The sequence below is a fragment of the Sodalis sp. dw_96 genome (assembly GCF_018449575.1).
GTDB lineage: Bacteria > Pseudomonadota > Gammaproteobacteria > Enterobacterales > Enterobacteriaceae > Acerihabitans.
In genome coordinates this window covers 55848-80779 of record NZ_JAAVUT010000008.1, presented here as the reverse complement: position 1 = coordinate 80779, position 24932 = coordinate 55848, and the positions used below count along the sequence as shown (strand labels likewise).

The following is a 24932-nucleotide window of genomic DNA, read 5'->3' as shown; positions in this document are numbered from 1 at the left end:
TATAGATTTCAAGTTGCAGGAAGGCGGCAAAAGAGAGAAGCCCGATGAGCTTACTCTGGTAAGTGATTCGGGTGAACGAATGCAGCCAACCTCCCTGCGGCATGAAATATACTGTTTAATTCGCCCCGGAGCGCAATGTGCCGCCGACCTGCGCGCCCTGAACGCCGCTGGAAAAGATGCGTTCCAGAATTTCGCTTTCCAATGCCGCCAGCCGGGCCTGCCCGTGGCGGCGGGGGCGTGGCAAATCGATGGCGATATCCAATCCGATATGGCCCTGCTCCAGCAGGATGACCCGATCCGCCAGGGTCACCGCTTCATGTACATCATGGGTCACCAGCAGCAGGGTAAAACCCTGTTCCTGCCACAGGGTTTCGATCAGGCGCTGCATTTCGATCCGGGTTAACGCATCCAGCGCCCCCAGGGGTTCGTCCAGCAGCAGCAGGCGCGGACGGTGAATCAATGCCCGTGCCAGCGCCACCCGCTGCTTCTGCCCGCCGGACAGGGCCGAAGGCCAGTCGCCCGCCCGCCCGGCCAGGCCGACGGTGTCAAGGGCGGCCAGGGCGCGCTCCCGTCCGTCTTTGCCCAGCCCGAGACCGACATTGTCCACGACCTTTTTCCAGGGTAATAACCGGTCATCCTGGAACATCAGCCGGATGTCGTTTTGACTGGCGCGCAGCGGGGTATTGCCGGAGGAGAGATCCCCGCCGTCCGGCCTGTCGAGACCGGCCAGCAGACGCAGCAGGGTGCTTTTGCCACAGCCGCTGCGGCCGACGATGGCCAGACACTGGCCGGCGGGAATGGCGAGATCCACCGCCTCCAATACCCGGCGGCCGTGAAAAGACTTCTCCAACCGGCGCACCGCCAGGGGGATACCGCGATTGACCGGGTAGACGTTGACGCTCATGCCGCTGCTCCTGTCTTCTGGTAAGCCGGATGCCAGCGCAGCCAGATACGTTCCAGCGCACGGGCGGCGCTGTCCGCCACCTTGCCGAGGATGGCGTATAAAATAATCGCCACCACCACTACGTCGGTTTGCAGGAATTCACGGGCGTTCATGGCCAGATAGCCGATACCCGAATTAGCGGATATGGTTTCCGCCACAATCAGCGTCAGCCACATGAAACCCAGCGCGAAACGGACCCCCACCAGTATGGAGGGCAGCGCGCCGGGCAGGATGACCTGATAAAACAGCGAGAACCCCGACAGCCCGTAGTTACGGGCCATCTCCACCAGGCCGGCGTCCACATTGCGCACGCCGTGATAGGTATTGAGGTAAATGGGGAACAGCGTGCCGAGAGCCACCAGGAAAATCTTTGCCGTTTCATCAATGCCGAACCATAAAATCACCAGCGGGATCAGCGCCAGATGCGGCACGTTGCGGATCATTTGCACCGTACTGTCCAGCAGCAGAGCCCCCCAGCGGGACAGGCCGGTGATAAATCCCAGCAGCAGGCCGATGGAACCGCCGATGGCGAAACCCACCGCGGCGCGCCAACTGCTGATGGCCAGATGCTGCCATAACTCGCCGCTGTATATTAACCGCCAGGCCGCGGTGATGACCGCGCTCGGCGCCGGCAGGATCCGGCTGGACAGCCAGCCGGCGCTCACCGCCAGCTGCCAGGACGCCATTAATAATACCGGCAGCAGCCAGGGCGCCAGACGTTCTGAAAGCTTGAGGGTAATGCGCTTCATCCCGTGCTCCTGTAAGGTGCCGCATCGGACGATTCGCCGCTATGTTTCACCGGTAAAACCGGCGTCAATAGAGACGATGTTTAATCGCCATTCTTTTATTAATAAAAAATCCTAACAGCGAGATAAATCATTCGGTAAATGTTATTTTCAGCTTTGGATAGACAGTATTTTGCTAAAAGAATAAAGAAAGTATAGAGCGCCGAGACACTGTTAATAGCCGGTATAAAAAGTCCATAATAAAGTAAAAATGTTATATATATGTTTGTCAAAAAGGGCCTTGCTGTTGACAATAGACTGACGCGGCGGCGGTTCGGGGCGTTTTTACCGTTTAGAAAAGCCTGCTGGATCGGCCTGCGTCCGTGCCGGGTTTTAAACAATAAAAAAGACTATCTAAAGTTGATTATATACTTTGACAGTATCGGGCAACTCTTGGAGCTTATTATTACTCATTCTCGTCGGATATCGTTATGTCTCGCTTTACGTTTACCTTGCGCCGTCTTATTTTTGTCATCGTTCCTTTATTGGCTTTATTGATTCAATTCAATGCCCGGGCGGAAACCGCCCTGCGTATCGGTTATCAAAAATCCTCCACCTTATTGACCCTATTGAAATTACAGGGCACGCTGGAAAAAGAACTGGCCCCCCGGGGGATAAAAGTCAGCTGGTATGAATTTTCCAGCGGCCTGCCGCTGCTGGAAGCCCTGAATATCGGCAGTGTGGATATCTCCGCCGATGTGGCGGATACCGTGCCGGTATTTGCCCAGGCGGCCGGCGCCGATTTGACCTATTTTGCCCGTGAAGAGCCTTCGCCGGATGCCCAGGCTATTCTGGTGCCGCAGAACTCGCCGCTGAAAACCCTGGAAGATTTGAAAGGGAAACGTATCGCGGTCACCAAAGCGGCGGGCAGCCATTATTTACTGATCGTCGCCCTGGCGAAGGCCCACCTGACATTCCATGATATCACCCCGGCGTACCTGACCCCGGCGGATGGCCTGGCGGCGTTTGAAACCGGCCAGGTGGATGCCTGGGTCACCTGGGAGCCCTTCGTCGCCAGCGCCGAGCGCCGGCAGCATGCCCGCGTTCTGGCGCCGGGGCAGGGACTGGCCAGCTATCAGCGTTATTACCTGTCGTCCACTTCCTACGCGCGGCAACATCCCGAGATCCTGGACCTGATTTATCGTCAGTTGGAACAAACCGGCGGCTGGGTCAAGTCCCATCCCGCCGATGCGGCGAAGCTGCTGGGGCCGCTATGGGGTAATCTGGACGTGGCCACCGTGGAACAGGCCAATGCCCATCGCACCTATCAGGTTAAACCGGTGACCCGCGACAGCCTCGGCGAACAGCAGCGCATCGCCGACGCGTTTTTTGCCGCGGGATTGCTGCCCAAGCATATTGACGCCCAGGCGGTGCCGGTCTGGCAGCCGGCCGCCGCGAAATGAATCCGGCGGCACCCTGTCCGTCCTCCCGCGCTTCGGATGATGCGCAAGACGAATCGGCCCGGCTGATCGCCTCCTTGGTAAGCCGGGCGCGGGATGCGCAGCGGCGGATAGAGGATTATAGCCAGGAACAGATCGATTTAGTGGTGAGCGCCCTGGGATGGGCGGTGGTGAATCCCGACAATAATCGCGCCCTGGCGACCCTGGCGGTAGAGGATACCGGCCTGGGTAATGTCGACGACAAGATTATCAAAAATCATCGCAAGACGCTGGGGCTGCTGCGAGATCTGCACGGAAAAAAAACCGTCGGCGTCATCGGCGAGGATCCGCGGCGCGGGATTATCGAGATTGCGCGGCCAGTGGGGGTAGTGGCCGCCGTTACTCCTTCCACCAACCCGGTGGCCACGGTCATCAACAATATTATCAACGCGGTGAAATGCCGCAACGCCGTTATCGTGGCGCCGTCGCCGAAAGGGGCCGCCAGCTGCGCCCGGTTGCTGGAGTATATCTACCGCGAATTGGATGTCCTGCGGGTTCCCCACGATCTGGTGCAGATGCTGCCTGTCCCGGTCCGCCGCGAACACACGCGGCAGCTGATGAGCGCGGCGGATCTGGTGATCGTCACCGGATCCCAGGCCAATGTCCGGGCCGCCACGCAAAGCGGCACGCCGACTTTCGGCGTCGGTGTCGGCAATGTGGCCGCGATTATCAGTGAGTCGGCGGATTTACCGGCCGCCGCCCGCAAGATTGCCGAATCAAAAACCTTTGATAATGCCACCAGTTGCTCCGCCGAAAACAGCGTCATTATCCTGGCCGGCCGCTACCGGCCGATGCTGGACGCCCTGACGGAACAGGGCGGCGTGGTGCTGACGGCGCAGGAGAAAGCCCGGCTGCAGCAGGTCCTTTGGCCCGACGGCAGCGGCAAGCTGGCGCGGGATCTGGTGGGCCGTTCCGCGCAGTTCCTTGCCGACGCGGCCGGATTATCGCGACCGGCCTGCCGGAAAGCCGCTTTTTTCATCGTTGAGGAACAGGGGGTGGGGGAACGCTTTCCCTTTTCCGGTGAAAAACTCTCGCCGGTATTAACCGCTTATCGGGCGGATGATTTCCATCAGGCCTGTGACCGCGTCAGGGCGCTCTATGCCTGGCAAGGGGCCGGCCACTCCGTCGGCCTGCACGGCACCGATCCGGCTGAGGCGCTGGCGGCGGGACTCACCCTGCCGGTGAGCCGCGTTATTGTCAATCAAGCCCACTGCTTTGCCGCAGGGGGCAATTTTAATAACGGATTGCCCTTCACCCTTACCCTGGGATGCGGCACCTGGGGCAAAAATCATTTCTCTGACAATCTGAATTACCGGCACTTTTTTAACAAGGTCCGTATCTCCACCCCCATAGAGGAAGATATCCCCTCGCTGGATATGCTGTTCGGCGACTATCTGCGCAGGAAACAGCCGTGAACGACGTCGGCGAAGCAAGGGTGAACGGCTTTGGCGAAGTACCTGTAAACGGTATCGGCGCCGAGGAAGGGGCGTTGGACAATGCCGGGACCGGCGAAGCGGCAGTATACGCCGCCGACTCGCTGCCGGCGGTTATGGCCCGGCATCTGCGGGAGGGCGCCGATCGGGTTTTCCTGATTTGCCCGGAGACGGAGCGCACCCTCACCTTCGGGCAACTGGCCCTGGCCGCCCGGCGTCAATCACGGGGTCTACGGGCCGCAGGGCGACTGCCGGGAGATCATATCGCGCTGCTGCTGCCCGGTGGATTTGACACCGTGACACTCTGCCTGTCATGCATGCTGAACGGTTACGTGCCGGTGCCCCTGAGTTTGCTGGCCGCCGACACCGCCCTGGCGTGGATCATCGCCCACAGCGGGGCTAAAATCGTAATGACCTGCCGGGACTATGCCCCCCGCCTGCGGGGGGTGCTAAACAGCCTGCCGCGGGCGGAGCGTCCGGTGATGGTTATCCGCGAACGGGATATGCCGGCCAGCGACCGGGACCACTTGGATTCGGAGGATTTACCGCCGCAGCCGATCAATGACCCGATTAGCCATCACTCCCACCCGGCCGATGACTTGCGCCAGGCCGATGACGCGATTACCCCTAACTCACGCCAGGCCGGTGACCTGACCACTCATCAGCGGTTGCTGAACGCCCATACCCCGGCTCTCCTGATTTATACCTCGGGCACCACCGGCAAACCCAAAGGGGTGGTTCTGACCCACGGCAATGTGCTGGCCGCGGCGGAGCGCATCGCGCGCTGGCATCACCTTACGGCGCGGGACCGCTTGCTGTGCGCATTGCCGCTTTATCACATTAACGGCCAGATCATTGGAACGCTGGTTCCTTTTGTCACCGGCGGCAGTCTGGTGGCGCCGGGGCGTTTTTCCGTCTCCCGCTGGTGGAACATGGTGGAGCGTTATCGCTGTACCTGGCTCAACCTGGTGCCCACTATGATAGCCTTTCTCCTGCACGGCGCTCCCGACAACAATCCCGACGGCAACGGCGACAATAACCGCGACGGCAACCGCGACAACAACCGCGACAACAACCGCGACGGAAAGCCTGACGGCAACTCTGCAGGCATCTCTGCCGGCAACCCAGGCTATCCCTGGGTTAAATTCGCCCGTTCCGCCTCCGCGCCGCTGTCGCCTACCCAGCACCGGCAGTTCGAGCAGCGGTTCGGCATACCGGTTATCGAAGGCATGGGCATGACGGAATCCGGCTCGTTGGCTTTTTGCAATCCCCATAACGACCGGGTGTATGGCAGCGTCGGTTTGCCCTGCGGCATTGAGGCCGCGGTTGCCGGCGCCGGCGGGGAGCTTCTGGGCGATAACAACCGCGGCGAGATTCTCCTGCGCGGCCCGAATATCATGGCGGGCTATTATCGGGACAGACCGCAAACCGCGGCGGCCATTGACGGCAGGGGATGGCTGCATAGCGGCGATTTGGGCTATCGCGATCCGCGAGGATTCTATTTTATTACCGGGCGCATGAAAGAAATCATTATCAAAGGCGGCGAAAATATCGCCCCGCGTGAAATTGACGAGGCGCTGGCTGATTTCCCCTGCCTTCGTGAAGCCGCCGCTTTTGCCATACCCGATGCCGACTACGGTCAAAACATCGCGGCGGCGCTGGTATTGCACAGCGGCATGGCGTTGGATGAGGCCGGATTGCGGGCATGGTGCCTGGAGCGGCTGGGGAGCTATAAAGTGCCGGCGCGTTTTTATATCGTCGAGGCATTACCCCGGGGCGGTTCGGGTAAATTACAGCGGCTGGCCCTCAGCGACAGGTTCGCCAATGGCTGACGCAGCCATGCCGCCTTCCCGCAACTCGAATTATGTAGGGTCTAAACCCGTCATTGCCGCCTTCCCGCGACTCGAATTATTTAGGGTAATTATTTAGGGTAATTATTTAGGGTAGAGAAACTTCATCATCCATTTTTGTATTGATATCATTCTGGAGTTGATCCCATGACCAACACTCTTTTCCCCCACCGGCAGGCGGACGATATCCGCCGGGCATTGCTGAACCGGCAGGAAGTGGCGCTGGTGGACGTGCGCGAGGAAGCGTTTTATGCTGAAGGGCATCCGCTATTCGCCGCCAATATTCCCCTGTCCCGGCTGGAAGAGGATATTCTGGCGCGTATCCCCCGGCGCTCCGTCCCGGTGACCCTGTATGATAACGGCGAGGGCGCGGCGCCTGCGGCCGCGCACCGGTTACGGGCGCTGGGTTACCCGGATGTGGCTCTACTGGCGGGCGGACTGGCCGGCTGGACGGCGGCGGGTGGCGAACTGTTTATTGACGTCAACTCCCCCTGCAAGGCGTTCGGCGAACTGGTGGCGCACAGCCGGCAGACCCCGTCCCTGGCGGCGGAAGAACTGAAACCGCTGCTGGACGCCTCAGCCGATGTGGTGGTGCTGGATGTCAGGCGTTTCGATGAATACCAGACCATGAATATCCCCGGCAGCATCAGCGTGCCGGGGGCGGAGCTGGTGTTGCGGGCACGGGATCTCGCGCCGTCGCCATCCACCCGTATTATCGTCAACTGCGCCGGACGTACCCGCGGCATTATCGGTGCCCAGTCGCTGATTAACGCCGGCCTGCCCAATCCGGTGGCGGCATTGCGCAACGGCACTATCGGCTGGATGCTGGCAGGGCTGCCGCTGGAGCACCATCAGCGGCGGCGTTATCCCTCCGCGAGCGAAGCGGCGCGACAAACGGCCGCCGTTGCCGCTAGACGGCTGGCGGAACGGGCCGGGGTGAAACGCGCCTCCGCCAGCGAGCTGCAACGCTGGCTGGCGCAGCCGGATCGCACCACCTATCTATTTGATGTGAGGCAGCCGGAAGAGTATGCCGCCGGCCATTTGCCCGCGGCTCGTTCTGTCCCCGGCGGACAGCTGGTGCAGGAGACCGATCACTACGTCGGCGTTCGCGGAGCGCGTATTGTCCTGACGGACGACCGAAATCGGGTGCGTGCCGACATGACCGCCTCCTGGCTGGCACAGATGGGCTGGCAGGTGTGGGTGCTTGACGGGGAGGATGCTGTTGTTACCGCGTCCGGTCCCTGGGTCCCGCCGGTGCCCGATTTGCCGCCGGATGGCGCGGCTTCCCAGGGACCGCGCCCTTTACCCAGGCGCTACCGTCGGCCCTATGAAGGTACCGACAACTCCCCCCGGGCGATGCAGGACTATATCACCTGGGAGCTGGGTTTGGTGGCTCAGTTGGAGCGGGACGGCAGCCATGGCTTTTTTGTTCTGTGATCGGCAGTATAAAATATTGCCTATTTGTTTTTGTATGTGATATAAATCTTTTTAAGATAAATATCAATATTCATTCGGGACGAAGTTTTCTCCCGGATGAATAAATAATTTAATCCATACTTTATCAAAAAAGGTCTTTTGATTAAAACAAGACTGCCATCTCATATTTTTTTCGAATCCCGGACATGGTGAATAAAAAAACACGCATCCTACCGCCTAATTATCATCCGTTCTCCTGCCGGCAATAAAAATGTTTAGGAATACTGGTCGAATTGATCCTTTATTTCCGATTTTTTTTTGTGTTAAACGCCGGTTAACCGTTTTTATAAGGATAAACGTGCTGATAATAACTGGTTAAAAAAACAGCAAATTGCATTTTTTGATCGTTTAAAACAATAGTTAGATTAGAATTGATAGATTATATCTATCGTTTTAACTTTTATGGTCGATATAAACGATTAGCTTAATCAATTCCTAGGGTGTTTACTTCATGATTAACGACGTGTCTCTTTCCCTATATCTTCAACCTAGGCTTATAGGTAATGAACCCTATTAAAAGGTTATTCGGTGTAGGAGAAAATTAAATAATAATCGATCAAAATCGATAATAAAATATTGCGGAATTGTTATTATTTAATTAAGGTGCCAGGAATGGGAATTTTGACACTGGGTCTTTCTGTCTATGTTACCGCCTGTATTATTTATGCCACGCTATCCTTAGCTTATTTTTTCCTCAGCCAACATAAAGCATTTTCTTGTGACTCATCTTATAAAAAACGATTATTTTTCGGTCTGGCGGGAGGCGGTGTTTCCCTTTGTTTTTTGCTCCCGAACGCTATCTTGCCCCAAACGGCCTTAGGCGGATTCGCCGCGCTGCCGGTTATTCTCACCACTATTCTCGGTGGCTGGCTAAGCGGGATGATTGCCTTGGTCATGACCTTGGCCAGCCACGGCGTCCCTTTAACCGATAAGCTCGCTATCTCGCTGGCGTTCCTGATGCTTTTCGCCGGAAAAGTATGGCGGAAAAGGCCCATTGTCATCGCCCTGTCCATTGCGTTTATTATTTTGGTCTGCCGGTTAGGCTCGTTGTTCCTGCTGAATCCTGCATGGCACTATGGCTTTATCCGCCTGTTACATCCGGCGCTGGACCATCCGCCCCGGTTCTCTTCGTTCTTTAAAAAGCCGTTTCTGAATAGACCGTTTCTGATTCAGCCATTAATGGAGTGCCTGTGTTTTTTTATCACCTATTTTGCCCTGGTGGTGAAAAAAGACTATGTCGAAGCCAGTATTGCCATGAAAGACTTCGCCCTGATTGACAGCGTCACCCGCCTCAATAACCGTAAAAGAATCGATCAGGAAATTATCAAACTGGCGTCGGAAACCCAATCTTTTGGCGTTGGACTTATCGATCTGGATGATTTTAAAGGGGTGAACGATCGTTACGGTCACCTGATCGGCGATCGGCTGCTGTTTGAGGTCGCCGATATTTTTCGTGTTACCACCCGCAGCAAGGATTTCATCGGTCGCTACGGTGGCGAGGAATTCCTGATTTTTATCCGCAATGCGGATCCGCTGACGGTATACCAGGTTTGCCAGCGCATTCGTAATGCCATTGCCAATGCGCTGTTTCTGGCCAATTCGCCACAGCCGTTTAAACTCACCGCCTCTATCGGGGTCGGCATGTATCATGCCGGGGATGACCTGATGACCTGTATCCATCAGGCCGATATCGCTCTTTATCAGGCCAAGCGGCGGGGTAAAAACACCGTGGTAATGGCCAATGGCGCCCATCGCTTTAACGCTATCCAGACCTGGGAAGATTAAAAGGCCGTCTCAATCCGTGAAGCCTTTTATCTTGGCATTCAATTGCCAGCGCAGTAACGCGGGGTAGGCTGTAAAGCGCTGCATCCGCGATTTATCCACCGGTCCGGCCTCGGTCTGCAGGGTCAGGCCGCCGTCTTTTGTCCAGGGATAAAACGCCGGCCGGCCGGTGAGCGGATAGACGCCTTGTGAGTCAACCCACAAGTCAACGTTGTAACCAAAGGCCCGGCTGCCGTCATCCGATGGCGCCAGCATATTCCTGCCCCCCAGCGCCTGATAAGGCGTATCCGCCAGGGAATAGGCATAGAGGGTCGGCAAAATGTCTTTGTGTGAACCGATGCGGGACGGGTCATAGCGCCACGGGCTGTTGTCCAGGATGACCTTCGGAACGTAGAGATAAAACGGGACGGCCCGATCCAGGAATTGTTCCCGGGGATTAAAGGCCCTTAAGCGGCGCATTTGATGATCGCCGCTGGCGGCGATCAGGGTGTTATCCCCAAGAGGAGAGCTTTTTATCGTCGCGATAAACTCCCCCAGTGAGTCGGTGCCGTACTGATAGGTTCGCAGAATATTTTCCTGGGCCTGCTGCGGGACTTCGGCATGCGCCATCATTTGGGCCGACGCGAATACCGGATTGGGGTGATAGTGCGGGGGCACGATATATGGCGGATGATTGGTCACGGTCAATATAGTGATAAATGTTGGTTGCGTGGCCTCGGCCAATAATTTGGCCGCCAGGCGAAAAGCATAATCATCCGGTACTCCCCAGTCCGTCACCTCATGCCTGGACTCGGGATACAGGGACTCCAGGGTTTCCTGGCCGAAAACCTGATCCACTCCCTGGTAGGGCAGGTAATTGCCCAGATTTCGCCACATCAAGCTGCCTGAGGTGATAAAAATGACTTTATAACCGGCCTTTTTATACAGGGCGAAAGGCGTATCCCTTAACGGCACCTGCTGGGCGGAAGAGTGGCTGATATTCTGTACCGGGCTGTGGAAGAACAGCGCCGCGAAGGACGGCGCGGTGCCGTTGCCTTCCGAAACGAAACGGCGAAAGACGAAATCGGTGGCAAAAGGCTTGCGCAGCGCGCCGAGCAAATCGTTGTCCGGCATATGATCAAACACAAGCATATTACTGCCCATACTTTCCATCAGGGCCATCACCACGTTGGGTTTATGATCCGCAAGCCATGGGTTGACGGGAGTGCGGGCGTCCAGCGAATCCAAACCGGACTGCCGCAACAAGACCGTGCCGGCCTGATGGGAAACCGGTGTGAACCTGACATCCAGGTTATGATCCCCCACGGCCCAGGATAAGGCGATCAAACCGTTGGGCGTGAGTTTATTCAGGGCGGTGATGGTGGAGATCTGCGAGTCGTTGCGGCGCAGCGGGAACGTCGCGATACCGCCGCGCGCCATGACGGCGAACAGCAGCAGGGTCAAGAATAAATACAGGGCAAACAGGCCCACCGGCCAGCGGGATTTTTCCGGCCGGCGGCGGGGCGTTAAAAAATGCCGGGTCAGGGCGATATCAAAGGCGGTGATCGCCATCGCCACCAGCAGTCCCCTGAGGATCGGATAATCTTGCCAAATGCTCTTGATAACCGCGCTGGATTCGTCGTCCACCAGGCCAAAAGCAAAAATATCGATAAAGTCATGGTATGTCTGATAATAATAAAAATTAATGATTGATACCATAATGACCACGAACGCCACCAGGCCGAGATAAGCCCGCGCGCAGCGTGCCAGCCATGGCCAGCCCTTTTCCCTGGCGGCAATAAGCAGGCCGGCTATCAGGCAGGGGGAGAGCAAAATAGCCGCGACCCGTAAATCAAAACGTATGCCGGTCAACCACATATGCTCAATGGCCGCGGCATGGCCGATAATTTGCCGCGGATCGACAAAAATGTGAAACATAAAATAGCGCGAACCCACCAGCAGCAAGGTGAGCAAGCCTATCTGGCACCAAAGGGCGCTTAATAAGGCGCGGATTCTCAGTTGATACATGTTATGCCCGAATATTTATATTAATTAATTAATGAATTTCATTAATAATTTGCTGGCTACATTCTTTCAAAAAGAAGTTCCACTGAATATCAACGGAGAGTAAATAGAGGCTGATTTCTTTGCCAAAATGTGCGAACCGCACGGTCGGTTAAAACCCGGGGCGGCGGGATTTTACGGAGCGCGCCTTGGGGCCGGGAATGGGATCATATGACGCTTCGCCCATCGGGGCGGGTTTGTTTCCCTGGTTTATAGACTCTTTGCCCGCGGAGAAGGTGAATTCCCCCGCGGCAAGGAGAAACGGGCGATGGGGGCGGGTTTCTTTTCTGAGGCAATACAGCGGATTACTCATCCGCCTCTCTTAATACCCACCAAGGACTCAGGGGAGGATGGGTGCCGGGCGTGAACAGGGGCGTTCTTGACAGAAAAAAGAGATTAAACCACGGTTACCAAGGTTAGCCACTGAGCGTAACGTCTGCCCACGCTGACGTATGACACTCTCACCGACCTGTTGACCTAGGAGAACGCCCATGGGCTCATCTATAAAAAATATCGTGTTGGTTCACGGCGCCTTTGCCGATGGTTCGAGCTGGGCCAAGGTTATCCCCCGGCTGACCGCCCGGGGAATCAAGTCCATCGCGGTGCAAAATCCCCTGAGTTCTTTGGCGGATGACGTGGAAACCACCGTGCGGATGATAGAAATGCAGGACGGTCCGGTTCTGCTCGCCGGCCATTCATGGGGCGGCGGGGTGATCACCGAAGCGGGCAATCATCCGCAGGTGGCGGGATTGGTTTATGTTGCCGCCGGCGCGCCCGACAGCGGCAAAAGCTTTAATGATTGGTGGCAGGATTATCCGCCGATGCCCGGCACCGCCGAAATCGAGCCTTGCGGCGAAGAGTATCTTGTGATGTCCCGTGAAGGGGTGCGCAAATATTTTGCCGGCGATATTCCCCAAGAGGAGGCAGACGTGGTTTTCGCCACCCAGGGACCGCTGGCCGCCCGGTGTTTTGACGATTTGATCACCACCGCCGCCTGGCGCGCCAAACCCTCCTGGTATATCGTCGCTGAAAACGACCAAACCATTCCCCCTAAGGTTCAGCGCGACTCGGCGCAAAAACTGGGGGCGAAGACCCTTAAGTTAAAGAGCAGCCATGTCCCGATGTTGTCCCGTCCCGACGCTGTCGCCGATTTCCTTGCCGATGCGGCCGATTCCCTTTCATTTTGATGTCATGCCCTGAAGGATTATATGAGTAAATTTAATTGAACAGTATTTTATGCTAAATTTTTTGGAACTAACTCTAATATAAAGAGATAATTCCACTCAAGAGCCATTATCATGAAACATTATTTTTTATGTTGTGGCAGGGTTAACAATGAGTGACGCGTACGCCCCCCATGCCGGGATAGCGGCCCCATTAACGATACATGAAGAAGATTTATCGGTACGCATTGATGCATTGCCCGCCTCGGCCGGCCTGTGGCGTTTTATCGTACTGTTGGCCCTCGGGGGTTTCTTCGAGCTATACGATCTGTTTCAAACCGGCTATATCAGCGGCGGGCTGGTGGCGGAAGGGATTTTCCACATCGGCCCGCAGGGGGTCTTCGGCGTATCCGATCAGGCGGCATTCGCCTCAGCCACCTTCCTCGGCCTGTTTATCGGCGCCAGTCTGCTCAGTCCCTATGCAGACAGGTTCGGTCGCCGGCTGACCTTTATGTTCGCCCTGGCCTGGTACGGCCTGTTCTCCTTATGCCTGGCCTTTCAGCAGCAGGCCGAGTGGATCATTTTCCTGCGTTTCCTGGTGGGGATGGGGCTGGGCATCGAACTGGTCACCATAGATACTTACCTGGCGGAATGGACACCGGCCGGTCTGCGCACCAAGGCGTTCGCCTTCTCGTTTTTCATCCAGTTTCTCTCGGTGCCTACGGTGGCGTTAATGTCCTGGTGGCTGGTGCCGCAAACCATTCTCGGCTTGACCGGCTGGCGTTATGTGGTGATTGCCGGCGCCGTGGCGTCGCTGATTATCTGGGTCGTGCGCAAGAAGCTGCCGGAATCGCCGCGCTGGCTGATTCAACAGCGGCGCTACCGGGAAGCGCGCCAGGTGATGCTGGAAATGGAAAAGCGCTGCGGCATCACCGCCGCCGCTGAGTTTCCCCAGCGCGATGAGGACCAGGGCGGGGCGCCGGCCAAGGCGAAGGTCGGTACCTTCAGGGATATCTGGGCTGCGCCCTATGGCAGCCGTACTCTGATGCTGTCGGTGATGAACTTTTTCCAGGCCATCGGCTTTTTCGGTTTCGGCAACTGGCTGCCGGCGCTGCTGGCGGGCCGGGGCACCACCATTACCCACAGCCTGCTGTATGCCTTTTTTATTACCCTGGCGTATCCGCTGGGTTCCCTGCTGTGCAGCCGCTATGCCGATAAAATGGAAAATAAATGGCAAATTGTTTTATCCTGCCTGGTGACGGTGATTTTCGGTTCACTGTTCGCGGTGCAGAATAATCCGCTGCTGCTTATTTTATGCGGCTTCCTGGTCACCTGGTCCAACGCCTGGCTGACCTACAGCTACCACTCCTACCAGTCGGAGGTCTTCCCCACCTTTATCCGCGCCCGCGCCGTCGGTTTCTGTTATTCCTTCAGCCGGCTGTCGACAGTGTTCAGCAGCATCATCATCGGCCTGCTGCTGCAGCATACCGGGGTAACGGGGGTTATCATCTTTATCGTCATCAGCCTGCTGATTGTCATGGGGGTTATCGCCATCTTCGGCCCGAAAACCCGCGGCCTGGATTTGGAAGATATCTGAGGCGGATCGGGCCTGCCGGGATGTGCTCAAGGCGCGTTCAGGATTTCGCATCCGCCCCGATCATGCGCTTTGTCAACAGGTTCACTGCCCGCTAATAGGTGGGCAGCCGTTTCCCTTCAATAACCTCGCGCTGGATTTTCTCCACCTGGCCGATGTTGATTTCATCCAGCACCGCGCGCGTCGCCGTATTACCTTTATCAATCACCAGCGAGGCGGAAAACATCTCGTTGGTCAATAACGCCATGGCCGAAGGGGAAAGCGGCCAGGTCAACAGTTCCTGGTGATTAAGGGAGAGGCCGAACGCCGAGTGATGCCACACCGCCACATCGCAGGCCCCGCTTATCAAAGCGGCGGGGATATGTGCGTAAGTCACGTCCACGTAGTCGTTATCCGGAAATTCCAGCTGTGTCAGCATGGCATGATCGATGGACAGGCGATCAATGCCGACCCGCAGGGTCTTTGGCAATTGATCGCGCGGGGCGCGGGCGACGACGATGACCGAGTCGGCGGCGTAATAACTGCCGGCGGAGTAAGTCGTATGGATGAAAAACGCCGGTTTGGCGGCGATAACCTTTTTGGCCGCATGGGTGGACATCACCGCAACATGGGACAACGAGTCGCTCAGGGCTTTTGACCGCTGGGTGGAGCCATGGCCGAAAATAAAGGAAGACGGAATATTGTAATTATCCAGGGCCACGCGCAGGCCGGTGGCCAGGCCCTGGAATTCCCAGCTCAGGGGCAGCGGCATGATGACCGTCAGCGGATGAAATCCCGCCCTGGACCACAGGCCCCCCAGGTTTTTCTCCACGATAAAGGTGCCTTGACGCTGCTTGGAGGTCAGCGTGACCAGCTTGTCGTTCTGCAATTCTTGCAGCGCTTTCTGAATGGTGCCGGCTCCTACGCCGATAGATACCCTCAGCTCCCCGACGTTGGGCAGGCGCTCGCCGATTTTTCTTTCCAGAATGGTGCGGGCGACCCTTTCGGTCGCCCGTTGTTGCGGGGATTCCACATCGCCTTTAACACGGGGCGATATCAGAGGTTCAGCTTTTTGATTCATTTCTTTTTAGATACACCTCTATTTTTCGTTCACGACCGAAAAACGACACCAAAATACAGCCCAGCAAGCAGATGCCGGCCGCGGTGAAGAAAACCAGTGTCCAGTTTCCCGTGCGATCGATAATTTCACCCGCCACCACTGGTGAAATGATTCCCGACAGGTTGGCGATGGCGTGGACGAACCCCATGACCCCCCCCAGACGCTGGCTGGGAACAATGTCGCCTATGATAGCAAAATATTGCGCCCCGGTAATGTAAAGGGAAAAGACCACCCCCGACATTAACAGCACCGCGCCCAGCGTGGTGGCGACGTAGGTGATAAACGCGAACTGGATTGCGGTCGCCACCAGGCCAATCACGATGACCGCCGATCTGGCCCCGATAGGCTTGCCGGTATGGCGCGCCAGCAGGTCGGAGACAAATCCGCCGCTGGCGAAACCGATGACGCCGAATACCCAGGGCAGCGAACCGGCGAAGGCCAGGCCTTTCAGATCGACGCCGCGCACCTCGGATAAATAGATGGGAAACCAGGTCAGAAAGGTAAACAGCACCCAGCCGTAGCCAAAAAACGCGATGGAAGTAGCAAGCAGCACCGGCATACGGCAGTAAAACCCCAGGGATGGTTGCCCCTTTTCATCCGGCGAGGTGATGGGTTGGGTCAACTTTTCCCGCTGCAAATCGATATCTCTCTGCGTGGCCCAAGGATGCAGATCGGGACGATCCCGCACCACGGCAAACCAGGCGACGGCGATGAACATACCGAGAATCCCCAGGACGATAAACGACCAGCGCCAGTCGGCGATACCTATCAGCGCCACCACCAGCGGCGTGCCAATGGCGCCCCCGAGGGGCGTGGCGCCTTGGGCCAGGCCCATGGCGGTGGACATTTGCCGCTGGGGGAACCAGTTATGCATGGTTTTTGTCGAGACCGAACCCTGGGGGCCTTCGCCGAAACCAAACAGGAAACGGATGATGAACATGATGATGAAGGTACCGCCCAGGGCGGTCAATCCGGTGAACAGAGACCACCAGGCCACGGCGATGCCCATGACTTTCCGTGGACCGTATTTGTCCGACAGCCAACCGCCGATAAACGAAAAAGGCGAGTAGCTGAAAAAGAAGGCGCTGGCGATCAGTCCAAACTGAGTACCGCTGAGACCAAGCTCCTTAATGATATGGGGACCGGCGACGCCGAGGGCGGCGCGGTCGGCATAGTTCAGCACCAACACCAGTGCGGTCATCCCTAAAATGATCCAGCGTAGCGTGGCCCTGTTTTGCGATGGTGGCTTAACTTTATTATTGGCGGTATCGATTGGCATAGCATTGTCACCTTGATTGATATCACGTTTGACGACCTGATATAAACAATATACAGTAATCTGTAAATATAAATCTGTTATGTCGTACCTTATGTCAATATTTTGAAGCCACCCACAAATAAAGGACTCTTATGAACAGTCAAGCAGCCGGCAGTATCGATACGGCCTCCCTCATTAACGAGTTGCAGAAGCTTGCGCCCCAGAGCGTCATTGATAGTTCCCTTGAAACACGTCAAGCCAGGGCGCACGATCGCTGGCCCATAGCGGCGAAGTGGTCGGAAAATGAACTCAATATCCATACGCCGCTGGCGGTCATTCGGGTCGGTTCCGCCCGGGATGTATCGCAGGTGCTTAAACTCGCCGGCGCGCATCATATTCCGGTGGTGCCGTTCGGCGCCGGTTCAGGGGTCGTGGGGGGCGTGGTAAACCAGCGCGGTTATCTTTGTATAGACCTGTCCGGCCTGAACGGCAAACCCGAACTGGACGAGGAAAACGGTGAAGTCACCGTGCCTTCAGGTGTATTGGGCGGGGATCTGGAGGACATACTCAACGCGGCGGGGCGGCGTTTGCCCCATTATCCCCAGTCCCTGGCGCTGGCAAGCATCGGCGGATTGGTGGCGACCCGTTCATCGGGCACCTTCAGCAGTAAATACGGCAACATCGAGAATTTTGTCACGTCCCTGGAAGTGGTCCTGCCCGACGGCGCCATTATCCATACTCAGCGTTCGCCGCGTTCATCCACCGGTCCCTCCGTCGCCCAGATGTTCGTGGGCAGTGAAGGGACGCTGGGCATCATCACCGCCGTCACCCTGCGCACCCTGCCGCTGGCCCGCTCCCAATTGTTCCGCGGCGTGGCTTTCGAGGGCATCGGCAATGGGCTGAAAGCGGTGCGCCAACTGCTGGACAGCGGTTTAATGCCTGCGGTCATCCGGCTTTATGATGAAAAAGAAGCGGTGCATATATTCGAAAAAAGCGGCATCGAGCCCGCCCACCGGACATTATTGGTGCTGACCTTCGACGGTAATCCGGCGGTGGCCGCCGCCGAACAGGCCGAATCCCTGAAAATCGCCGCTGTTCACGGCGGCGACGATCTTGGTTCGACGCCAGGGGAAGTATGGGAAAAAACCCGCTATGACGCAGGTTGGCTGGATCGCGGCAACGCCGGGGATTTTGATTTTGCCGACGCCATCGAAATCGCCGCCGGCTGGCATACGCTGGAAGCCCTGCACGACAAGGTGCTGAATGCCATATCCCCCTACGCAGACAACGCTTATGCCCATTATTCCCATTTCTACAGTAACGGCGGCGCCATCTACTTTATCTTTTTCATTACCGGTAAAAACAAACAGGACGCGGAGAGCCGTTTCAACAAGGTGTGGGACATCACCATGCGTACGGTGCTGGAGCAGGGCGGTTCCATCAGCCATCACCACGGCGTGGGGGAAGCGCGTAAACATTGGATGGTCCGGGAACATGGCGATAGCCTGCGGGTACTGGCTAAGCTTAAACAGGCGCTGGATCCTCTCGGGATACTCTCTCCCGGCAAAATGGGATTCGATGAACAACCGGAGGCGACAAGATGAAAACCATCAAGCCCATTGCCATTACCGTCGGCGATCCGGCGGGTACCGGCCCCGAATTAAGCCTTAAGGTGGCCTCCACCGACCTGTTGATGCCGCAGACCCCCGTGGTGCTTATCGGCTCCGTCGGGCTATTGCGGCGGGTGGCGGACCATATCGGTCTGGAGGTGGAAATCCGGACCGTCAGACGGTCGGAAGAGGCGAAACGCCAGCCGGGCGTCGTCTGGGTGATGGATGTCCCCCTTGACTATCGGGAGGTGGTTCCCTGCCGCATCAGCAAGATCTGCGGCCAGGCATCGGTGGATGCCATCCGGCTCAGCACCAAACTGGCGCTGGCGGGGGAGGTGAGCGCCATCTGTTCCGCGCCGGCCAATAAAGAGGCCTTTCATTTGGCGGGGCACAAATTCGAGGGGCAAACCGAAATTTTCGCCCACCTTACCAACACCACCGCCTTTCATACCATTATGATCGGCGGCCCGCTGCGCGTCAGCCTGGTGAGCGCACACTGCTCACTGCTGGAAGCGGTGGCGCGGGTCAAGCAGCCGCGTATCGAACGTATCATGGGAGAACTGCATCAATCCCTGGTAGAAGAGTTCGGGTTTCCCCATCCGCGCATCGGCGTGGCCGGACTCAATCCCCACGCCGGCGAGAACGGCGTGCTGGGCATGGAGGAAATCGATCACATTAAACCCGCTCTGGAAGTTTGCCGGCGCAAAGGCATGAACGTCAGCGATCCGCTGGCTGCCGACAGCCTGTTTTACGCGGCGGAGCAGGGCGGCTACGATGCCATCCTGGCCATGTATCACGACCAGGGCACTATCCCTTTGAAGCGGTTCGGGTACGTAACCTATGCCGTCGGACTGCCCATCATCCGCACCACCGCCGGCCACGGCACCGCCTTTGATATCGCCTGGAAGGGTATCGCCAAACCGGAGCTGTTGTCCCGGGCGGTGAAACAGGCCGAAGAACTGGCCTTGACCAAAGCCCGGCATCAGCGCGGATGAGCCGTTAAGGGAGAGAATATGCTAGGTATCGTGGCCGATGATCTCACGGGGGGCGCCGCTATTGCGGGGGAAATCGCCCGCACGGGCATGCCGGTGCCCGTATTGCGTCTGCAAAATGACGGCCGCGTCGAACCGCGGACGCTGGTGGTGGAAACCGGCAGCCGCTATATGCCGGTGGCGCAGGCGGAGCAGTGCGTCGTATTGGCGGTTCAACAGCTGAGACAGGCGGGTTTTACCCTGCTGATGAAAAAAATCGACAGCACCCTGAAAGGCAATGTCGCGGCGGAACTGGCGATATTCGCCAAGGCCGTCGGCGAACGGCTGGTGATCGTACCGGCCTGCCCGGCCATGCACATCCACGTCCGGGACGGTTATCAATGGAAATCCGGCCGCAAAGGTATCGATATCGCCGCTCTGGTGGGGCAGGCGTTGGGCTGGGCCCCATTATCCCTGCCGCTGGACGTGGTGCGCGGCGGCGAAGGGGCCATCAGCGCCTGGCTGCGCGCCAATGATTGTCCGGTGATAATCGCCGATACCGAAACGCAAAACGATATCGAGCAGATCGTCAGCGGCGCCAGGAACACCGGTATCAACGCCTATGCCGGCGTCTACGGCTTGGGTAGGGCGCTGGCCGGGCCGGCGGGCAAGCCGGATATGCACCCACCCGGTGAGGCGTCCCGGCTGATGGTCCTGGTGGGGTCCACCGCCTCCGCCACGGTAGCTCAGGTGGATTATCTTATTGCGCAGGGTGCCGCCAATATTGCGGTGCGGGTACCTTCTCTCTTTGGCGGCGACAGCGAACGGGAAATAAGCCGGATATGCCGGGAAATCGCCCGCGCCACCGCGCCCGTCGTGTTGGTGCATACCGACGCGAAAAGCACCGCTGATGATGTGAGCCGGTTTTGCCGGGATCGGGGCTGGAGCGATAGGGATCTGGCGCAAGCCCTGGCGGCGCCCTTTGCCGAAGCGGTGCGTAGCTTACCGGGGGCGGGCATCATGATAGTCGGCGGTGAAACCACCGGTGCGTTATTCGACATGCTGGCATGGCGGGGTTTGCTGGTGACCGGCGAATTTGCCGACTCCGTGCCCATCGCCGCGCCGCCCGACGCTGATTATCCCTTTATTTTAACCAAGCCCGGCGCGTTCGGCACCGTCTCGGTATTGCAGGATGCGGCGCAAATGATGCTAGGGGCCCGCTTTGGCCGGCGGCCATGAACGATTGCAATGAACGCTTTGCGATGAAGGGTCGCCAATGAAATGAACAGTCGGCAAGCAACCGTGGCGGATGCGACCCGCCGCCGGGTCAGGCATTACGCGGGGCGCTGTGCGCCGTTGGGTCCGTCGTCGGCCGCCCCCTGCTTCCAATCACATTGAGGAGGAACAATGCGGTATTTTCCGGGATTTCGTCTTGATAATAAAATCGCCGTCGTCACCGGCGCCAGCAAAGGCCTGGGGGAGACAATCGCCCATTCGCTGGCGGAATCCGGCGCGACGGTGGCCATTGTCGCCCGCGATAAAGCGATGCTTGAACAGGTCGCCCGCACCGCCAAAGAGGAGTACGGCGGCCTGATGTTTCCGTTTCAGGCCGATCTCATCGATATTCAGGGCTTTGACCGGCTGGTTTCCCAAATCGAAGCCGAAGTGGGCGCCATCGATATCCTGGTGAACAATGCCGGCACCAATATCCAGCAGTCCGCCACCGACGTCGATGAACAGACCTGGGACTATCTGCTCGATTTGAATTTGAAATCGGTGTTCTTTTTGAGCCAGGCAGTGGGCCGGCGGATGCTGGACGCCAAACGTCCCGGCCGGATTATCAATATCGCCTCGCAAATAGGCGAGGTGGGTTTTTATAAGCGCTCCGCCTATGCCGCCAGCAAAGGCGGGCTGGTCCATATGTCCAAGGTCATGGCCATCGAGTGGGCGGAGCAGGGGATCAGGGTTAATTGCGTCGGCCCGACTTTTGTGGACACGCCGTTGCTGAAGATAGCGTTCCAGGATCGGGAAATCGCCGAGGAGGTGATGCGCCGCATCCCTATCAAGCGTTTGGGACGCCCCTCTGAAGTCGCCGCGGCGGTGGTGTATCTGGCCTCGGAGGGCGCCGATCTGGTTACCGGTCATCATTTATTGGTGGACGGCGGCTGGACGGCGCAATAATGAAAAACGGAGAAAACGCGATGCATATCGGCATGATGGGTTTAGGGCAAATGGGCTGGAATCTGGCGAAAAATTTGTCCGTCGCCGGCTACTCCGTGGTGGGTTTCGATCCGCGGCCCGACAGCCGGGAGCGGATGGCGGAGATCAATGTCAAGGCGGCGGCTTCCCCGGCGGAGCTTGCCGCCGTTACCGACGCCGCGGTACTGATGGTGCTCAATACCGAACAGGCCGAGGCGGCGGTCTGGGCAGAGAACGGGTTTGCCGCCGGGGCGGATAAAGACCAGACGTTGATTATCATGAGCAGCCTTTCGCCGGTATTCGTCAGGGCGCTGGCCGTACGGGCCAAGGGCAAATTCAGGGTACTGGATGCGCCGGTGAGCGGCGGGGTGGAAGGAGCGCGGGCCGCCACGCTGACCATTATGGCATCCGGTCCGGCGGCATTGCAGCACGCCCTGATGCCGGTGCTGCGGGCAATGGGCAAAAACGTGATTAACGTTGGCGACGAGGCGGGATTGGGGGCAACGATGAAAACCATCAACCAGGCCATGCTGTTCGCCGCCCTTGCGTCCGCTGCGGAAATGGTGGTGGCCGGCGTAAAGGCGGGGCTGGATCCGGATACCATTATCAAGGTAATAAGTATTAGCAGCGGCGGCAGCTGGGCGCTGGAGCACAGGGTGCCGCTGGCGTGGCAAACCGACTATGCCAGCGGGGCGACGCTTGCCATTGCGGCCAAAGATATGCGTTCGGCGCTGGAATTGGCGGATTCTCTCGGCACATCGGCAACCCTTGCCCGCGAGGTGCGAAGACTGGTGGATATCGGTATGGCAAGGCATCAGGGGCAAGGGGACGATCCGCTGATGGTGGAGATTATCGAGCAATTAAGTGATTTTTATATCCGGTCCCGTTCGAACTGCCCTTGATACAAGCCTGAGTATTAGCCGCCGCCATGCCGCTGTCGTGACATGGCGGCGCTGAACCGGTAACATGGCTTGGAAAAAAGCCGGTGACCGGCCGCTCATTTGTTACAGTTGTAATACAAAGGCATTAGCCTTTCATCCAGTGTAATGTTATATAGTCATGCTAATTCGGCGCATGCCGTTTCTCCCCCCGCACCGCGCATTTCCGTTCCCGGAACGAGGCAATGCTATTGAAGTGCCGGGCCGTGGAGCATAATAGGACCCTCTTTGCCATGCAGCCTGTGTTTGAGTAATCATGCGCGTTGATCTGGATGATGACACCGCCGATATCAAAGCGCTCCCACGCTTCCAGCGCGCCGCTTTTCAGGCACGTGGTTTATATCGTTTCGCCCAGGGGCTGGGCGCGCTCTCCGCCATTTTGTTGCTGGCGGCTCTCCTTATCCATTGGATCGCGCCGGGTTCGATTTGGCTGCCGCTGGTTTGCAATAATATCGCGGCGCTGCTGGTGCTCACCGCCGCGCTGCTTTCCGCCCGACAGGTAGCGGCCTGGCGCGCCGCGGCACTGACAGACATCACTTTCTCCCCCGCCGCGACGTTGGCTGCGGGAACACCGTCCTCAACCATCCACTCCGCGCCATTACCGACAGGCACAACGCTCTTGCCCGCCCCTTCCGGGGCGTCGGCGGCTGAAACATCGTCCTCAATAACGGCCCCCGGCCCGCTGGCGGCTGAAACACCGGCCTCGGCGGCAGCGTCCGAGCTGCCTCCGTCCCCCGGCCGTATCGCGCTTTTTCTTTCCGCCCAGCTTCGTCGCATCGGCAGCGACCCCCTATGGTTGATGGGCCTGTCGCTGCTGGCGCTGTTGCTGGTGCGCGGCGGCTGGAACGTCGATGCGCGCATCGGGCTGGTGGATCAAACCGTGTATGTGGTGGTGGGCCTGCTGATTCTGGCCGCTTTCGGGCTGTTGGTGCTGGAACGGCATCTGGCGGCCGGCTCATCGGAACAATGGCCGGAAGCCGCAGGACTGATACCCTTGGTGCGGATGGTCATCGCGGTGCAACTGCTCTGCGTGCCCTGTCTGCTGTTTGCCGCTGTTGCCTCGCCCTGGCCGGGATATCTGGCGAGCCTGACCGGTTTACTGCCGGCGCTGGTGGCGCTGGAGCTGATGGTCAGGGGCGCGCTGTCGTTATTCAATCCCCGCCGGGAGCGCCGGGAGCCGCGTCTGATTGGCGAAAGCATGCTGGCGGCGCAATTGCGCTGGCCGCCCCGTCCGCTGCAGTTTTTCCAGCATGAGCTGCAGCAGCGCTTTGGTATTGATTTGCGGCAGATTTGGGCTTTCACCTTTATGCGTAAAGCCTCTCTGCCGATTTTGGCGCTGCTGCTGCTTACGGGCTGGCTGCTCACCGGCGTCACCGAGGTTGCCTTTAACGGCCGCGGCATTTACGAGCGCTTCGGCAAACCGGTGAAGGTGATTGCCCCCGGGCTGAATATCGGTCTGCCCTGGCCGTTCGGACGCGTCCTGCCGGTGGAAAACGGCGTGGTGCATGAGATCACCACCGGCTCGGCGGATACCGCCGCCGGTAGCGCGCCGGCGCCGGCGGAAGGTCCGGCGCCGGACAGCGCCAATCGTCTGTGGGATGCCTATCATCCCAGCGAGCGGTCGCAGGTTATTGCCGGCGTGGCGGGGGACAAGCAGAGCTTCCAGATCGTTAATATGGACGTGCGGTTCATCTACCGCATCGGGTTAAGTAATAAAGCCGCCCTGGCGGCTACCTATAATACCGCCGACGTGCCGGCGCTGATCCGCAGTACCGCCAATCGGGTGCTGGTGGACGATTTCGCCTCCCGCACCCTGGATGATGTGCTCGGCCATCAGCGGGCGGATCTGGCCGCTGAAATCGGCAAAGTGGTGCAGGGGCGGCTAGACCAAATGAACAGTGGGGTGGAAATCCTGGCCATCGTGATTGAGGCTATCCATCCGCCGGCCGGCGCCGCCAATGCCTACCACGGCGTGCAGGCCGCGCAAATCGCCGCGCAGGCGCTGATTGCCCGGGAGCGCGGAGAGGCGGCGGCACGTCTCAACGCCGCACAGCTGGAGGCCAGCCTGGCCGCCGATCAGGCCGCCGCAGCCGCCCATGAAAATCTGGCGCAGGCGCAGTCCGCCTCCCTGCGTTTCGGCGCCGAGCGCCAGGCGTGGCAGAACGCGGGGCAAGCCTTCCTCACCGAAACCTATTTCAGCCAGCTCGCCCGGGCGTTGGGAAATACCCCCGCGCTTATCCTCGATCATCGCATCGGCGCCGGCGAGCCGCCGACCCTTGACCTCAGAAGCTTTGTCGCCCCTATCGATCCGGGCGTCACCAAAGCCAAGCCGCAATAAATGCCGGAGAA

At 58.3% G+C, this 24932-nt stretch carries 18 protein-coding genes; 13 read left to right on the top strand and 5 right to left on the bottom strand.

Features of this window, described 5'->3' with window-relative positions:
• Positions 1–115 precede the first annotated feature (115 nt).
• Both ssuB and ssuC read right to left on the bottom strand, forming a co-directional pair.
• A complete protein-coding gene (ssuB, locus tag HB631_RS13720) occupies positions 116–904 on the bottom strand; it encodes an aliphatic sulfonates ABC transporter ATP-binding protein (protein WP_213991730.1) in 789 nt (262 codons plus the stop codon).
• On the bottom strand, positions 901–1692 hold the full coding sequence (gene ssuC, locus HB631_RS13715; RefSeq protein ID WP_213991729.1) for an aliphatic sulfonate ABC transporter permease SsuC: 792 nt from the start codon (positions 1690–1692) through the stop codon (positions 901–903). Before ssuC ends, ssuB begins: the two co-directional genes overlap by 4 nt.
• A 467-nt stretch (positions 1693–2159) precedes the next feature.
• On the opposite strand from ssuC, the gene HB631_RS13710 reads away from it, so the two are divergent.
• The 5 genes from HB631_RS13710 (at position 2160) to HB631_RS13690 (ending at position 9711) form a co-directional block, all read left to right on the top strand.
• Positions 2160–3131 (top strand): aliphatic sulfonate ABC transporter substrate-binding protein, encoded by a 972-nt coding sequence (locus tag HB631_RS13710; protein WP_213991728.1) that lies wholly within the window; start codon positions 2160–2162, stop codon positions 3129–3131.
• Complete coding sequence (locus tag HB631_RS13705) at positions 3128–4582, top strand: aldehyde dehydrogenase family protein (RefSeq protein ID WP_213991727.1); 1455 nt, start codon at positions 3128–3130, stop codon at positions 4580–4582. The genes HB631_RS13710 and HB631_RS13705 overlap by 4 nt, the downstream gene beginning before the upstream one ends.
• Entirely contained in the window at positions 4579–6432 is a 1854-nt protein-coding gene (locus HB631_RS13700; RefSeq protein ID WP_213991726.1) for an AMP-binding protein, read from the top strand. Before HB631_RS13705 ends, HB631_RS13700 begins: the two co-directional genes overlap by 4 nt.
• A 165-nt stretch (positions 6433–6597) precedes the next feature.
• Positions 6598–7887, top strand: coding sequence for a rhodanese-like domain-containing protein (locus HB631_RS13695; protein WP_213991725.1), 1290 nt, complete (start codon positions 6598–6600; stop codon positions 7885–7887).
• Positions 7888–8727: 840 nt separating this feature from the next.
• Positions 8728–9711, top strand: a complete 984-nt coding sequence (locus tag HB631_RS13690; RefSeq protein ID WP_213991724.1) for a GGDEF domain-containing protein — start codon at positions 8728–8730, stop codon at positions 9709–9711.
• A gap of 9 nt (positions 9712–9720) precedes the next feature.
• On the opposite strand, the gene HB631_RS13685 is transcribed toward HB631_RS13690, so the two are convergent.
• Positions 9721–11715 (bottom strand): LTA synthase family protein, encoded by a 1995-nt coding sequence (locus tag HB631_RS13685; protein WP_213991723.1) that lies wholly within the window; start codon positions 11713–11715, stop codon positions 9721–9723.
• A 527-nt stretch (positions 11716–12242) separates the two neighbouring features.
• Between HB631_RS13685 and HB631_RS13680 the strand changes: the two genes are divergently transcribed.
• Positions 12243–12938, top strand: coding sequence for an alpha/beta hydrolase (locus HB631_RS13680; RefSeq protein WP_213991722.1), 696 nt, complete (start codon positions 12243–12245; stop codon positions 12936–12938).
• 148 nt (positions 12939–13086) lie between these two features.
• The gene (locus HB631_RS13675) at positions 13087–14511 is read left to right on the top strand and encodes an MFS transporter (protein ID WP_213991721.1); all 1425 of its coding nucleotides are present in this window, start codon (positions 13087–13089) and stop codon (positions 14509–14511) included.
• Positions 14512–14602: 91 nt separating this feature from the next.
• Here the strand turns inward: HB631_RS13675 and HB631_RS13670 are convergent, their stop codons facing one another.
• Positions 14603–15568, bottom strand: a complete 966-nt coding sequence (locus HB631_RS13670; RefSeq protein WP_213991720.1) for a YhfZ family protein — start codon at positions 15566–15568, stop codon at positions 14603–14605.
• Positions 15552–16886 (bottom strand): MFS transporter, encoded by a 1335-nt coding sequence (locus tag HB631_RS13665; RefSeq protein WP_213991719.1) that lies wholly within the window; start codon positions 16884–16886, stop codon positions 15552–15554. The genes HB631_RS13670 and HB631_RS13665 overlap by 17 nt, the downstream gene beginning before the upstream one ends.
• A 131-nt stretch (positions 16887–17017) precedes the next feature.
• Between HB631_RS13665 and HB631_RS13660 the strand changes: the two genes are divergently transcribed.
• The 6 genes from HB631_RS13660 to HB631_RS13635 all read left to right on the top strand — a co-directional run bounded on the left by HB631_RS13660 (position 17018) and on the right by HB631_RS13635 (position 24921).
• Entirely contained in the window at positions 17018–18469 is a 1452-nt protein-coding gene (locus HB631_RS13660; RefSeq protein WP_213991718.1) for an FAD-binding oxidoreductase, read from the top strand.
• A complete protein-coding gene (gene pdxA, locus HB631_RS13655) occupies positions 18466–19470 on the top strand; it encodes a 4-hydroxythreonine-4-phosphate dehydrogenase PdxA (RefSeq protein ID WP_213991717.1) in 1005 nt (334 codons plus the stop codon). The genes HB631_RS13660 and pdxA overlap by 4 nt, the downstream gene beginning before the upstream one ends.
• Before the next feature lie 18 nt (positions 19471–19488).
• On the top strand, positions 19489–20685 hold the full coding sequence (locus HB631_RS13650) for a four-carbon acid sugar kinase family protein (RefSeq protein WP_213991716.1): 1197 nt from the start codon (positions 19489–19491) through the stop codon (positions 20683–20685).
• A 168-nt stretch (positions 20686–20853) separates the two neighbouring features.
• Positions 20854–21627, top strand: a complete 774-nt coding sequence (locus HB631_RS13645) for a glucose 1-dehydrogenase (protein ID WP_213991715.1) — start codon at positions 20854–20856, stop codon at positions 21625–21627.
• The gene (locus tag HB631_RS13640; RefSeq protein ID WP_213991714.1) at positions 21627–22547 is read left to right on the top strand and encodes an NAD(P)-dependent oxidoreductase; all 921 of its coding nucleotides are present in this window, start codon (positions 21627–21629) and stop codon (positions 22545–22547) included. The genes HB631_RS13645 and HB631_RS13640 overlap by 1 nt, the downstream gene beginning before the upstream one ends.
• A 292-nt stretch (positions 22548–22839) precedes the next feature.
• A complete protein-coding gene (locus tag HB631_RS13635; protein WP_255556993.1) occupies positions 22840–24921 on the top strand; it encodes an SPFH domain-containing protein in 2082 nt (693 codons plus the stop codon).
• Positions 24922–24932: the final 11 nt, after the last annotated feature.

Coding starts and splice junctions, on each gene's coding strand:
- ssuB (WP_213991730.1), bottom strand. CDS start 904: ATGAGCGTCAACGTCTACCCGGTCAATCGCGGTATCCCCCTGGCGGTG.
- ssuC (WP_213991729.1), bottom strand. CDS start 1,692: ATGAAGCGCATTACCCTCAAGCTTTCAGAACGTCTGGCGCCCTGGCTG.
- HB631_RS13710 (WP_213991728.1), top strand. CDS start 2,160: ATGTCTCGCTTTACGTTTACCTTGCGCCGTCTTATTTTTGTCATCGTT.
- HB631_RS13705 (WP_213991727.1), top strand. CDS start 3,128: ATGAATCCGGCGGCACCCTGTCCGTCCTCCCGCGCTTCGGATGATGCG.
- HB631_RS13695 (WP_213991725.1), top strand. CDS start 6,598: ATGACCAACACTCTTTTCCCCCACCGGCAGGCGGACGATATCCGCCGG.
- HB631_RS13685 (WP_213991723.1), bottom strand. CDS start 11,715: ATGTATCAACTGAGAATCCGCGCCTTATTAAGCGCCCTTTGGTGCCAG.
- HB631_RS13680 (WP_213991722.1), top strand. CDS start 12,243: ATGGGCTCATCTATAAAAAATATCGTGTTGGTTCACGGCGCCTTTGCC.
- HB631_RS13675 (WP_213991721.1), top strand. CDS start 13,087: ATGAGTGACGCGTACGCCCCCCATGCCGGGATAGCGGCCCCATTAACG.
- HB631_RS13670 (WP_213991720.1), bottom strand. CDS start 15,568: ATGAATCAAAAAGCTGAACCTCTGATATCGCCCCGTGTTAAAGGCGAT.
- HB631_RS13665 (WP_213991719.1), bottom strand. CDS start 16,886: ATGCCAATCGATACCGCCAATAATAAAGTTAAGCCACCATCGCAAAAC.
- HB631_RS13660 (WP_213991718.1), top strand. CDS start 17,018: ATGAACAGTCAAGCAGCCGGCAGTATCGATACGGCCTCCCTCATTAAC.
- pdxA (WP_213991717.1), top strand. CDS start 18,466: ATGAAAACCATCAAGCCCATTGCCATTACCGTCGGCGATCCGGCGGGT.
- HB631_RS13650 (WP_213991716.1), top strand. CDS start 19,489: ATGCTAGGTATCGTGGCCGATGATCTCACGGGGGGCGCCGCTATTGCG.
- HB631_RS13645 (WP_213991715.1), top strand. CDS start 20,854: ATGCGGTATTTTCCGGGATTTCGTCTTGATAATAAAATCGCCGTCGTC.
- HB631_RS13640 (WP_213991714.1), top strand. CDS start 21,627: ATGAAAAACGGAGAAAACGCGATGCATATCGGCATGATGGGTTTAGGG.
- HB631_RS13635 (WP_255556993.1), top strand. CDS start 22,840: ATGCGCGTTGATCTGGATGATGACACCGCCGATATCAAAGCGCTCCCA.